Below are 13,356 nucleotides of genomic sequence, written 5' to 3'. Positions count from 1 at the left end.
TTAGTGAATATTTTCACATATCGTACATTCAGTATACCGAATCCATTCTGTTGATGCCACGGGTATGCTGTCGAAAAGGTGTGACGGTTTTGTGAGGGACCTTTTGTTGGACAATTCATCTATCCGGATGTATTGTAGATAATAGTTATCCACGTTATACAGAAAGGAGAATGTTTCATGCAAATGAAAACAGGCGTCGAACAATCGGTGTACGCGATGCTCTTATTGACGTTTTTACCGGAGAAGGGTGTGTTGCCTGGAGAATTCATCAGTCAGCAACTCGGCGCTTCCCCGACCTATTTTCAAAAACTGCTTCGGAAGCTCGTGAGTGCGGATCTGCTGATTTCTGTTCCCGGTGCCAAAGGCGGCTTCCGTCTGAAAGCGTCACCGGAAACAATTCGTGTGTTTGATATTTATGAAGCCATCGAGGGCAAACAGTCATTATATGCTTCAAGCGGTGTCTTCGAAGACTTGATGGGCATCCAAAACCAAAACATCTGCCTGTTATCCGACCTGATGGCGGAAGCGGAACAATCCTGGCAGTCGACGCTTAAACGCGAGACGATCGATTCGATCCGCCGTGAAATTTATTTGAACTGTCCGCCCGACCATCTGACAAAACTGCAAAGCTTAATCGAAGAAAAAATGATTCGCAACTAAAAGGAGATTATTATGATGAACACTACTACACTTGACCGTTATTTTGATTTATTTGACGCTTCCCGGACCGATGAACAAGCCTTCACCGATCTTGTTTCCCTGTTCTCGGACGATATCACGTTCGTCTTAAACGGACAGGAACAGCATGGAATCGAAGCCTGGAAACAGTTTGTCCGGATGGTCTTTACGGCTAATCAGGATATTAAGCACATGTATGCCGGATGGGTTCCTTCAGAAACAGGCGATACGCTTGAAACACGATGGGCCGTTTGTGGTAAGCGTGCCGACGGATCGGTCTTCACGCAAGACGGAACGGATATCGCCCGACTGGATGCGGACGGAAAAATCGTCTATCTCGCCAACGTCCCCGATGATACTGCGATGTTCAATCAATACAATTCTTAATCACAGATGAAAGACAAAAGGTCTCACTTCATGCGAAGTGAGACCTTTTAATGCTGCTTTATAAATTTTTCGCCTTGAAGGTGTCGCCACCTTCAATCGTTCCATTATCAAATCCTTTTTGGAACCAACGTTCCCTTTGCGCCGACGTACCGTGTGTAAAGCTTTCCGGTACGACATAGCCTTGCCCTTTTTTCTGCAATGTATCATCTCCGACGGCATTCGCCGCTCCAAGTGCCTCTTCCAAATCGCCTTCTTCAAGCAGATTTTGTCCTTGTGCATGGTTGGCCCAGACACCCGCATAGTAATCCGCCTGCAATTCAAAGCGGACCAGGTATTTGTTGAACTTCTCTTCGCTCATCTTTTGGCGGAGCGGCATGATTTCGTCTGATGTCCCAAGCAACGTTTGGACATGGTGCCCGACTTCATGGGCGATGACATATGCCATCGCAAAGTCTCCCGGTGCCCCGTATTTATTTTGCAGCTCATCATAAAAACTAAGATCGATGTATAATTTCTGATCCCCCGGACAATAAAATGGTCCGACTGACTTTCCGGCTTGCCCACACGCTGAACTGACCTGATCGGTATATAAAACGAGCGTCGGTTCTTTATAGGTCATACCGTCCTGTTTAAATTCCTTCGTCCATACTTTTTCCGTATCTGCCAACACAACGGATACAAAATCAGCCGCTTCTTTTTCTTTGGCAGTTTCCTGGTACTCGCCTTGACTGTCACCTTGCGAATCGGACAGCCCCCCGAGGATATCCGCTGGATTGCCACCCATTAACGTGACGACGATTAAAATGATGATTCCGAGTCCGCCACCAATACCGGCGACTCCTTTACCGCCCATCCCCCGCCGATCCTCGACGTTCGAACTTCTTTCCCTACCCTTCCATTTCATACACAGTTCCTCCTACAAATCTCAATGCACTTCTATACCCCATCTCGTGTCTGTTTAGCCGTGATTTCTTATTTTAAAATTTAATTTTATTTAAAGTATCTTGAAGCTAAACAATTTTAATTCCTCAACCGATAGTCGTATACGTTTAACATGTTTATTCGCAATTTGTTTCACCTTTAACTAAAAAACGGGGGAATTTTATTTTATGAAACGTCGAAATCAGCTTATGCTTGGAATCAGTTTCTTTGTCGTCATCTTGTCACTGATTGTTCATGGTTTACACCGCTTCACAGATTTTGCTGACGGATATCAAATCATTCGTGGAAACGTCAGTGCTGCCCCACCGATCGCTCTGATTTGGATTGCTTTGTTACCGGTCATTTGTTTGCTTGCTGTTGCTGTCCTGTACCGGATGCAATCACGAAGTGCGACCGTTCCGCTTCTGTTGACGCTGACATTGACATTTTCCAGCATGTCAATCGTCGCTGGCGGAAACGGACTCGTCGAATACCATTTCTCGATTTTTATGGTCTTGGCATTGATTGCCTACTTCCGTCGGATTGATTTGATTCTTGTCAGTACCATTCTGTTTGCCGTTCAACATTTTGCCGGCTTCTTTTTTGCACCGGCGCTGATTTGCGGTACGACCGGTTATCCGTTCAGCATTCTGATGATTCATGCCGTTTTCCTGATTTTAACCAGTGCTGCGCTTATCATTCAAATTGCCGTTCAAAATAAAGAGCGTCAAGCGTCATCACGCCGTGAAGCGGACGCAACGACGCTGATTACGAATGTCAGTCAGCAGATTGAATCTCTGGTCGGCAGTTTAAAAACGAATACGAAACACTTACAGCAGGCGGCTGTCCAGTCCGTCGAAGCAACGAACCAAATCGCGACGGCGATCGCACCAATCGTTCAGTCCGCTGACGGTCAGCATCAATCGATGCAACAAGGAACAGATCAGTTGCACCAGGTTAACACGTCCATCGCCTCGATCCAATCGAAAATGGCACAGACCGTCACGACGACGGAACATATGACGAAACGCGCGTTGACCGGAAACGAGGAGATGAATCTGATGGACCGCCGCGTCGAAGAGATGGTCGAATCGACGAATGGTCTGCACACTTCTGTCACGGCAATGGCCAGCCGGTCGGATAAGATTCAAAAAATCCTCGCCAGCCTAGAAGCCATTGCCGGTCAGACCAATCTATTGGCATTAAATGCCGCCATCGAAGCGGCACGTGCCGGGGATGCCGGACGGGGATTTGCCGTCGTCGCAACGGAAGTCGGGCATCTCGCTGTTCAGTCCCGTAGCTATGCAAACGAAGTAACGGAAGTCTTGCAGGCCCTGATTGCCGATACCGATCAAATCAAAACGACTGCCGCCGGTTATACGAAAACACTGGCTGAAAATCAAGAAATGACGAGCCGTGTCCGTCAGACTTTTTCTGATATCACGCAACTCGTTCAAGAAGTTGAACAAAGTATCAACTCGATTCAAACAGCCCGTCACGGAGTTGGTGTTCAGATGCTCGACATTGAACAACGAATGGAAACGACCCGAACCGCTTCACTCGAAGTCCGGCATGGCATTGAATCGACTGCCGTCTCACTCGAACAACAAACGACTGTCCAACACGAATTTGAAACGATGACCCAGTCACTCGGTCAGATGACAAGTTCCTTGGAACAATTGGTTGATGAATTGACCAATCACATCGAACGGTAATTTAAACCAGGCAGGCTCCTCCTTCAGACGGAGGAGCCTGCTGTCATTTTTGTTAAAATTAAGTGAAGCTGTTCTAGGAATCATCCCAGTACATCCCGAATAGTAAGAGAATTGACCTTTTTTTGAGAGAGGAGTTCCTAGATGCAGACCTCACTACAATCACTACTCGATGCTGCCCGCAGATTTGGTCGAACCTATCGCAAAGATGCTCTCGTGTTAACCGGCGTTCTCGTTTTGATTGTTCTGTACGGCGCCCCCCTGCTGAAACCGGGAATGGTCGTCTTCAGTGATATGTCATTTGGTCTCTCGTCCAACCGGTATCTCGAGGAAATTTTTGGCGCCTGGAACAACCGCTGGAGTACGACGACCTTGTTGAACGTCGCCCGTCTGATTTACATCTTTCCTTTTTATCTGCTCAGTCTACTGTTTGGTGCGTCCGGTCCGATTTTGATCAAGTCGTTTATTTTCGGATTGTTGATCGTCTCCGCTGTTTCGATGTTCGCTTTGACGAAACGGTTGCATTCGGTCTACGTCTCACCTCACTTTTCTTTTTTATCACTCGTCGCCTTTGGTCTCGCCGCTTTGTTTTATGCCTTGAATCCATGGGTCATCACGCGGATTCAGCACATTTATCTCTTATGTGGCTACTCCGTCTTTCCACTCGCCTTGTTGTTGTTTTTTAATATATTTGATCCCAAATTCCGTGAACAGCTGAATCCGAACTTTTCATTATCCGAACGGCTATCTCGACGGACATGGATCGACATTACCGGACTGTCCGTCGTCTTTGCTTTCATGGCGGCCGGCATCCATTACTTTTTCTTCTCCTTGATCTACATGGGGATCATGGTCGCCCTGATTTTTGCGAAGACCTTCTGGACACACCGCAAGGAAAAGATCATTAAACCGTTGATCGGTTTTTATGTCCGCTCCACGATTGCCTTTTCTCTTGTTTTCCTGTTGTTTAATTCGTACTGGTTTTTCATGTATGTCGGTTCCATCTTGACCGGATCACAAGCTTCGCAACATAACATCAATGTCTCCGATACGTTGATGTTATTCAGCCGTCATTCTTCGTGGACAAATGTATTTTATATAACGAGCTACTGGTGGCCGATGTTCGATCTGACGACGTTACCGCTTAGTTTCTGGTTAGGCGGCGGTGTCATTCTGTTGTTGATTTCGCTTGGTGCGTTCGTCTCCTATCGTCAGCCGATCCTGTTATTCTTCACCGGACTGAGCATCCCGTTGATTGTGTTTGCGACAGGGACTCACGAGCAGGTCGCCGACCTCTTTGTCTTGTTCGTCACGAAGACACCGCTGATCGGTGCCATGTTTCGTGACCCCAACAAGTTAGTCGGATTGCTGATGGTGAGCTATAGTTTGTTGCTCGCTTCAAGCCTCGCGACCGTGTTTAACCGCCCTTCCAAAACGTTGCCGCTTCCGGTTTACCGCCTGCTTGCGATTGGAACGACAGTCATCGCCCTCGGGTTGTTTTTCTGGCCGTATCGCGCCGTTTACATGGAAGGTTTTTATCATCCGGTGAAGATGCCGAAAGAATATACCGCCGTTCAAGAACTGATTGACGGGAAATGGCTCCAGTTTCCGATTGCGGATGAAATGACACAACCGAGTACGGGGGTCGCGACACCGACCTGGAATAAAAATCCGCATCCGGACGGCGAAACCAAAGCGACCGGGGACGTCCAAGTCTACGGTTCGCAGGCAAACACGGTTTTTCATCACGAAGGTACCACCCAGACGGTCCGCTACATGATGACGTTCATGCAATATTTACTCGATACCGGCCGCTCCGATCAAGCCGGGCAAATTGCACAGGCGTTTGGTCTGCAACAGTTTGCGTACCGGACGGAATATACGGGCATGCAGGAGCGGCAAGCCTTCAATAAAAAGATTCTCGCCACCCAACACGATCTGCTCGCGACAAAACAAGTGGGGCTGTTTACGTTATTCGATTTAATCGAGCCACTTGACAGTCGGACTGTTCCACAGTTGATTCTGACCCCATACGGTCTCGAACGGTCAGTCACTTTCTCGACTTTGGATGATTATAAACTTGGTCCCCAATCCATTTTGTATGCGACCCAAGCCCATCAAGACGGCTTATCGTGGTTAAAGAAAGACGACATCATCGAGATGACGGAAGAAAACGATGTGTTACTGAGTCAGGTACCGGAACAATACTTCTGGAAACCTTTCGACGCAATCGATTCAGCTAACTCTTTTTTAAACTGGGGAAAAACGTTTTTGGCAAACAGTGATTGGCGCTGGTATTTACGGACACAAGGAATCAGCAATCCATCGTTTGATCTCGACTTCGGTGATGGCGTCGGCTTATCCTTTGCTTCCGCACGAATCGATGCTCCCGTTTATAAACTTGATCAATTAAAGACAAAACAAGTTGCTTCCTTCAATTCAATGCTTGAGGACGAGACATTTTTCAAAGCGGATAATCCGGACATCGTCGACTTATCCCCCAATCCTTTGTCAAAGGAAAATAACCTGCCTGTCCTGCGGGCGGAAGTCGCAGAGGGTGATCCGAAATACATTTGGCAGGTCGCGAAATCCGGCAAGCTGGACGCTTTACCGAACAATGCGTACCGGTTTGACATCACAGCGTCCGGTCGTGGTGTTGACCGGTTGCACGTCAAAGTCCGGTTTTACGATGCACAGGATCGTGAACTGAATCAGACGTATGTCGTCGCTCCCCGCGACTCCGGTGATCTTGACGCAATCCATCTTCAAGGCGAGTACGTCACCCCGAAAGACGCCAAGACGATGCGGATTGATTTGCTGAGTTTTCAGCGTCCGGAACGGAAGACGTATTGGTGGGTCCACGATATCAAGATTTTCAGTTTCGAGGACTATATGGTACCGAACACGATTGAGATGACAAAAGAGACTACCCGAGGTCGTTATGCCGGTTACGCACGTGTCTTATTGAACCAAAACGGCGGCCAGCTTGACTTTGAATTCAACGACCAAACATTCTCTGTCAAGACGAAGCAAGCGGCAGGCGCAAAACTCGTTTGGGTGCCTCTCGGAAACTTCGTCGCAGACAACACAAGTTCGACACTCCGCATCACGAATACGTCCGGCTTTAATGCCGTTCAAAACATCGTCTTGATTCCGAAAACAGAATGGACGAAAGTTCAGGAACGACTGGAAGAGAAACTTCCAATCACCAAAACGTTGATGGTGCTCGAAGCAGAAACTGCCTTTGATTACGAGGGACACCTTCAATCCGAACGTAACTACCCCGGATTCAGTTTCGGAAAAGGTGTAGCTGCTCAAAAAGGAACGTTACGCCGGACGATTGATGTTGCTGAGGATGGAACCTATGACATCCAGCTGAAAGCGACACGACCGACGAACACGAATGGCCGGTTGACCGTCTTGCTGCGCGATGGGAAAAAAATCATCTACCGGCGTGTCTTGACAGCGCAGGATTTCAAGACGCCGGACATCCGAAAACAAGCGATTGGTCAAGAAACCGTGACCTTCGATCCGTTGCACCGGGATTTTCCGTATCAACTCGAATCTTTGCCGGATGTCTACTCGGCACTTCATCAGATTACGCTGAAAGACATTCCGTTGATGGGTGGTCGTTATGAGATTGAACTGGTTTATGCGAGTGCCGTTCCGTCACTCGTTACGATGGACGATCTGCATCAGTTTGACCCGAGTGAAATCGTCACCGACAAGCCACTTACGGAACCGGAAGCAGCCGCCAATTGTGCGACATGTGTCTCGATCACGGACGATATGTTTAGCGGGAGCGAAAAAGACGGTACGTATCGAATGGAATATGAAGCAACTTGTTCGTGTGACTGGTATATCTTCGCCTCCCAAAAAATCAAGGCACGCCCGAATCATGAATACTTGTTGCAGTTTGATGCGGTCAGTAAAAATGTCCGGCAACGCCACTTGAAAGTCTTTTATTTGGATGAAAAAGACCGTGTCATCGGGACTGATTTCATCAATGAAGTCGAGGAAGACAAAAAGAGCCGCTGGAATCATTACGAACAGATGATCATTCCTCCGAAAAAAACGGTGCGGATGCAACTGCATATCTGGACACGCGGTAATGAAAAAAAGGCGGGCAGCTTACAGCTTAAAAATTTGGAGTTTCTCCCTTACGATCAACTGATTCTCGTCGATCAGTTCGTGATGGCGGAACAGACCGGAAAACCACTGTTTTCTAAAACACCAGCCGAGAAATTGGGTGTCACTCCGTCATTGATGAATCGACACATCACAAGTGATGCGCCTCTTGGTCGTTTTACAGTCAACGATTCGCCGACACCGCTCTTTGAGTTACGGGACGGCATCGAACCGATGCGGGGAAACATCGCACTGAACGGCGTCAGCCAACTGTACCGCTCGACTCAATCAACCGCCGATGTCACCGTCGTCTTACGTCCCGTCTATTACGTCGGACTGACCGTCCTGCTGCTTGCGTTCCCCTTGAGCGGGCTGCTGATCTGGTGGATGACGGGTCACCGCTTCATGACGGTTCGTCAGCGGCTCCGCACGAAACTGTTGTCAGCGATTCGTCGCCTTAAAAAATCGAAGACATGACAAATACCCTGTACCGACCCGTTGCATATCGAGTCGGTACAGGGTATTTAACGATGCCGTCGATACAAGGCAACCATCGTCTTTAAAAAAGCAATCGAGTCCTTGACCAGATTGACGTGTGACCCTTCCCGCTCGATACAGGTCACGGGCTGTTGGAACACACGCAACCGTTCTTTTTTCGCGGCATACATCAATTCCAAATCAATCGCAAGACCGCTCTCGACGTTTAAATACGGCAGGATCCGCGGGACGACACGACGATTGATGATTTTTAGACCGGTTTGTGAATCCGTCACCCCTTTTGGTAAAAAGGTCCGTGTCAGATTCCGTTTGGCAAAACTAAGCAGACGCCGGACAAGACCGCGGTCTTCGATCGTTAAGTCCTTCGTTCCGATGACGATATCATAGTAATCGTTTTGGGCAATCGTCAGCAGACGGGCGATGTCTTCTGTCTTAAACGAATTGTCAGCATCGACGAACACGTAATAATCACTCGAGATATTTTTCATCCCTTCGATGAAAAGTCCCGCTTTCCGAGTATTCCGTTCCACCTGATGGACTTCCAGATATCCGACTGTAAACAGTGTATCCGTCGCTTCCATGACGATGGACCGATAGTCATGTAACAGCGCCTTTGAACGGTCGGAAGAAGCATCATCAAAGAAGTTGATCGAGGCATGGATGTAATCTTCACTGATCAGCTCTGCCAAGGCCTCTAAAAATTGTTTTACATGCATAAAACGTTTCTCTTCGTTAAATATTGGTAATATAAAGGCTATAGTGTCTTTTAAAATGGGATATTCAGGATGGATGATATGTTGGATTTCAGCAAACAGTTCATTTGGATAACCTGCTCGATAGGAAAATGTGTGGAGAATGCCGTCCCCCTTAACCGCTTCATAGGGGAAATCCCCTTTCATCTGCACGACATCTCTAATCAGCAGAATTTTAGCACGCGAACGGATACTTCGGATTTGATTCAAAATCTTCAACTCGTCTTCACGCGTCTGATAATCGACGATATACAACTTGATATCATGTTCACCTTCTGCCTCCTGCACTTCTGTAATGGCAATTTGTTCAAAAGAAGCAGGACATTTACCAGGCTGCGTGTAAAAGAGTACAGGATAATAAGAAATCAGGCTCTCGTACGGAATATGCCGTCCGTGGTCCGTAAAGACTGCGATATGACCTTGATTCATGCTGATTCATCCTTTCCGTATCATTCAAACTGATTGATGGGAGGTGTTCCGATGACTGGTTTTCTGAACCGTCATGCGGTAATTTTGATTTTTCCGGTTCTCGATATTTTATTGAACATTGTCAACTATGCCTATCACTTGTTGTTAGCCCGTCAATTATCGAGTGTCGACTATGGATTTTTAAACGGTTATCTCGCTTTACTTGGTCTGCTCCTTATCATCGGAAGTGCTTTGCAGTGGACGGTCACACGCGATCTCAGTCAGCATTTAACGAATCATTATCGTGTTTTACGAAACCGGTTGCTTGCTGTCGTTGGAGTCATTTTACTTATCTTACTGTATGTCTTACCTATCCTTCTACCTTTTACCAGAATAAACCTTCTTCTTGTTGTGCTTACAGTCTTCTTCCATATCTTATTATCTTTCAGGCGTGGTGTCATTCAAGCGCAAGAACGTTTTTACGCCCTGAACCTTTCTTATTATGTTGAATCATTAACAAAAGTGATTGCCACCTGGCTCTTGCTTCAGTATACGAACGTGACCCTTGCCTTAGCCTTTATCTTAATCGGGATGCTAATGGCTTATCTTGTCAGCCTGCTTCAGACATCATTCCCAGAGAGTACCGGTCCAACCCGGTGGCACGGTCTGACGCATATGATTCATACCCAGGTCGTCATGACCCTCTTCTTTACACTCGACAGCCTGCTCGTGACACGGTTTTTCCCGACCTTTGCCGGCGACTATTCCGTCGCGTTGCGGTTCGGTCAGTTATTGTTGTTTGTCGCCCTCTCCTTATCGCAGCTTCTTTTGCCGCGTCTCAGCAGCCTTAATCACCAACAGTCCTTTCACATCTGGGAACGTAAGTTGTACGTGTTTCTATTGAGTGGTCTTGCCTGTGCCATCATCTTTTACGTCACGGTTGTCCCGTACCTTATTCCCTTATTATTCGGAGCCGGTTATGACTTGGCCGGACAATATGTCAAATACATGGTGCTCGTCTACGCCGGGATCACGCTGATCCAGTACGAAGCACTTGTCCAATTTTCGCTCCACCGGACAAGCTATCTGAAGTGGTTTTGGGGGATTCTCGTCTTGTTGGTCCTCTCTCTCTTGTTCGTCCGCCAAACGGTTGAAATTTGGTTGACCGGACAAGCGGTCGTCTTGTTAGGAAGTGCCTTTGTCCTGAGATTCATTTTGCCGAAACAGCGATTGATTGCGAAAAAGGAGGAACGATTATGAAACCCCATCTCTTATTTTTATCGTGGCGTGACATCAAACATCCGAAGGCCGGTGGTGCCGAGGTCTTTACACATGAAATGCTTCGCCGTGTCACGGATGACTATACGATCACGCACATTTCCCCCGCCTTTGAAGGGGGGCATGACGTCGAGTTTTTGGACGGCGTCACGTATGTCCGCCACGGTACACTCGCAACCGTCATTCCCTATGCGGCTTCTTACTATTACAAACACGCTTCATCGATCGATCTCGTCGTCGATCAGGTCAACACCCATCAGTTCTTCACGCCGTTTTACGTCCCGCGCGCCAAGCGTGCTTTGTTCATTCATCAGTTCACGCGTGAAATCTGGCAGATCAATGTCAAGCGCCCTTACGCCTGGCTCGGCGAACAGACCGAGACGCCCCGGCTTCAGCTGTACCGAAATGGCCGCGCCTTGACGGTCAGTCAGTCGACGGCGGACGACTTGCGCTCCATCGGCTTTTCCAAACAACAGATCACGATTCTTCCCGAAGGACTCGATTTTGTTCCTTGGAAAGAAGACGTCTGGCAGCCGAAAGAGCCGGTCCCGACCTTTTTATACGTCGGACGGATGTCTGCTTATAAAGGAATCGACGATGCCATTCAGGCTTTCGTCATCCTAAAACAAGAATTTCCGACAGCAAAGTTTTGGGTCATCGGCAAAAAAGATGAGCGCTATATTCAGCAGCAGCTGGACCCGCTTGTTCCGGAAGAGATTCGGGGAGATATTACGTACTTCGGCTTTGTCAGCGCAGAAGAAAAACTCGAACGGATGAGTCGGGCGACCGCCCTCCTCTTCCCTTCCAAACGCGAAGGCTGGGGATTGACGGTCAGCGAAGCAGCGGCTGTCGGCACACCGACGATTGTCTATGACGCCCCCGGTTTACGAGATGCCGTCCAGTACGGGATGGCGGGTTATATGACCGTCGCCCAGTCGCCCGGTGCGCTCGCTTCCGAAATGCGTTCCTGCATTCAAGACACCGAACAATACGACACGATTCGTTATGCCGCCTATCGTTTCGCCCAGACACTGCACTGGGATAACACCGGTCAACACTTTCGAAACTGGCTTCAGAACGAACTTCCACTACCTGATGTGAAGGAGGAGTATGTATGATTGGAATCGCGATGTCGACGTATCAAAATGAAGCCATTATCGGGGAAACGATTCGTTCTCTCCAAGCCCAAGCTTCACCTTTTCGTTGTATCATTGCCGACGACGGCTCGACTGATCAGACGGTCCAAATGATTCAGCAGTTGACACAACACGATGAACGCTTTGAGGTCATTGCTCTGCCGCATGGTGAACGTGGGATTGCAAGAAAGACAGCCATCGATCGTCTAAAAGCACTCGACGTCGAGTATCTGTACATCATCGATTCGGATATGGTGCTTTCGGATGATCTGCTGAAGAGTTGCCTGTTGTACCTCGAAGCCCACCCGGATATTGGAGCACTTGTCATCCCGGAACAGGCATACAGCGACCATTCGAATTTTTTCAGTCAGGTCAAAGTGTTCGAACGGAACCTGTTTAATATTCCGACCGATCAGCTTGATGCCAATTCGATTGAAGCCGCTCGTTTTTGGCGGCTCGACGCCTATGTAACTTCAGGTGAAATTGATCCGACGCAAATCAGTTTCGAGGAAACCCAACCAACCATCCGTTACCTGGAGCAAGGAGGACAAATCCGGCGGGCGACCTTCACCTTTGTCAGGCATAATGAAAAACAGGTCGAGCTTAGCGACCTGCTTCAAAAAAAACGCTATTATTTTGAAGTCATGCCGACAACGCTTCAAAACGAAGAAAGCGGACTGGCAAAGGCATTGCAACGATGGTACTTTTTCCGGCCTGTTTTATATCACAAAACGAATCTCAAAAAATACGTTCGCCATCCGCTTCTTGCAGCTGGTGTCATCTACATGTATATCCGCCTCAGCTTCATCGGGGTCGAATCGCTTGTCTTCAAACGTGTTTCATGACCGTTCCATTCATGGCTTGATACAAGATATAGGTTCCGAATTGCGTCGGAAATTCAAAGCGGTGTAAACCGTTCATTTCATCATCCGGCGCTTCTTGATTCGGAATCTCCAGTGCACGGCGACCCACAATCGTCCCATCTTCAAAAAATAAGCAATATGGCCGATTGGCATTGGTTAAAATCCCGTTAAACATGACACCAATATTTTTCTTCCGGTGTTTCGTCTCAACGACTTCTGCTCCGATTTTCTCCATGATGCGGAGAATCGTTTCATCAATTTTTAATGGTTTTGTCATCAAACGACTGATGTTTCCGGAATTGACGGCGGCAAGTAACGTATGCAATTGCATATAATCCGTCAGTACAATCTGTTTCGTTAACGGGTACAGTCGCGTGACCTTTTTCAGCAGTTCGACACCGTCGAGTTGTGGCAACCGCAATTCTGTCACGATGACATCAACATCCTGTACTTCGAGCAAGGACAAGGCCTCTTCTGCCGATCCCGCTTCTAGCACCTCCTGCTCTCGTTCGAGTAACTTCCGTTGCAAAATCTTTCTTGTCGGCTCATGTGCATCAACTAATAAGTATAGTGCCATCTTTAAAACCTCCAGTTC

General features: G+C 47.9%; 10 protein-coding genes. 7 read left to right on the top strand and 3 right to left on the bottom strand.

Annotated elements, in window-relative coordinates; translation table 11 throughout:
- Window positions 1-177: 177 nt before the first annotated feature.
- Together MUN34_RS11245 and MUN34_RS11240 are read left to right on the top strand one after the other, a co-directional pair.
- The gene (locus tag MUN34_RS11245) at window positions 178-660 is read left to right on the top strand and encodes an RrF2 family transcriptional regulator (RefSeq protein ID WP_026829569.1); all 483 of its coding nucleotides are present in this window, start codon (window positions 178-180) and stop codon (window positions 658-660) included.
- Between the two features lie 15 nt (window positions 661-675).
- The gene (locus MUN34_RS11240; protein WP_247857806.1) at window positions 676-1,065 is read left to right on the top strand and encodes a nuclear transport factor 2 family protein; all 390 of its coding nucleotides are present in this window, start codon (window positions 676-678) and stop codon (window positions 1,063-1,065) included.
- 58 nt (window positions 1,066-1,123) lie between these two features.
- Here MUN34_RS11240 and ypfJ read toward each other — a convergent pair whose 3' ends face one another.
- Entirely contained in the window at window positions 1,124-1,969 is an 846-nt protein-coding gene (gene ypfJ, locus MUN34_RS11235; RefSeq protein WP_012369084.1) for a KPN_02809 family neutral zinc metallopeptidase, read from the bottom strand.
- 205 nt (window positions 1,970-2,174) lie between these two features.
- Here ypfJ and MUN34_RS11230 point away from each other — a divergent pair, with 205 nt between their 5' ends.
- On the top strand, window positions 2,175-3,701 hold the full coding sequence (locus MUN34_RS11230) for a methyl-accepting chemotaxis protein (RefSeq protein ID WP_247857805.1): 1,527 nt from the start codon (window positions 2,175-2,177) through the stop codon (window positions 3,699-3,701).
- Window positions 3,702-3,842: 141 nt separating this feature from the next.
- Complete coding sequence (locus MUN34_RS11225; RefSeq protein ID WP_247857804.1) at window positions 3,843-8,303, top strand: MFS transporter; 4,461 nt, start codon at window positions 3,843-3,845, stop codon at window positions 8,301-8,303.
- A gap of 47 nt (window positions 8,304-8,350) precedes the next feature.
- On the opposite strand, the gene MUN34_RS11220 is transcribed toward MUN34_RS11225, so the two are convergent.
- A complete protein-coding gene (locus tag MUN34_RS11220; protein ID WP_247857803.1) occupies window positions 8,351-9,505 on the bottom strand; it encodes a glycosyltransferase in 1,155 nt (384 codons plus the stop codon).
- 51 nt (window positions 9,506-9,556) lie between these two features.
- On the opposite strand from MUN34_RS11220, the gene MUN34_RS11215 reads away from it, so the two are divergent.
- From MUN34_RS11215 to MUN34_RS11205, 3 genes are read left to right on the top strand one after another with little or no spacing between them, the layout of a single operon-like run.
- Complete coding sequence (locus MUN34_RS11215; protein WP_247857802.1) at window positions 9,557-10,744, top strand: MATE family efflux transporter; 1,188 nt, start codon at window positions 9,557-9,559, stop codon at window positions 10,742-10,744.
- Window positions 10,741-11,880, top strand: a complete 1,140-nt coding sequence (locus tag MUN34_RS11210) for a glycosyltransferase family 4 protein (protein ID WP_026829575.1) — start codon at window positions 10,741-10,743, stop codon at window positions 11,878-11,880. Before MUN34_RS11215 ends, MUN34_RS11210 begins: the two co-directional genes overlap by 4 nt.
- The gene (locus MUN34_RS11205) at window positions 11,877-12,743 is read left to right on the top strand and encodes a glycosyltransferase family 2 protein (protein ID WP_026829576.1); all 867 of its coding nucleotides are present in this window, start codon (window positions 11,877-11,879) and stop codon (window positions 12,741-12,743) included. The genes MUN34_RS11210 and MUN34_RS11205 overlap by 4 nt, the downstream gene beginning before the upstream one ends.
- Here the strand turns inward: MUN34_RS11205 and MUN34_RS11200 are convergent.
- A complete protein-coding gene (locus MUN34_RS11200; protein ID WP_026829577.1) occupies window positions 12,727-13,338 on the bottom strand; it encodes a response regulator in 612 nt (203 codons plus the stop codon). The two genes, MUN34_RS11205 and MUN34_RS11200, sit on opposite strands and share 17 nt — an antisense overlap.
- Between the last annotated feature and the right edge of the window lie 18 nt (window positions 13,339-13,356).

This window comes from Exiguobacterium sp. 17-1 (assembly GCF_023096305.1).
GTDB classification, from domain to species: domain Bacteria; phylum Bacillota; class Bacilli; order Exiguobacteriales; family Exiguobacteriaceae; genus Exiguobacterium_A; species Exiguobacterium_A sibiricum_A.
Note: the sequence above shows the minus strand (reverse complement) of the source record. Positions and strands in the feature narration are given on the sequence as shown.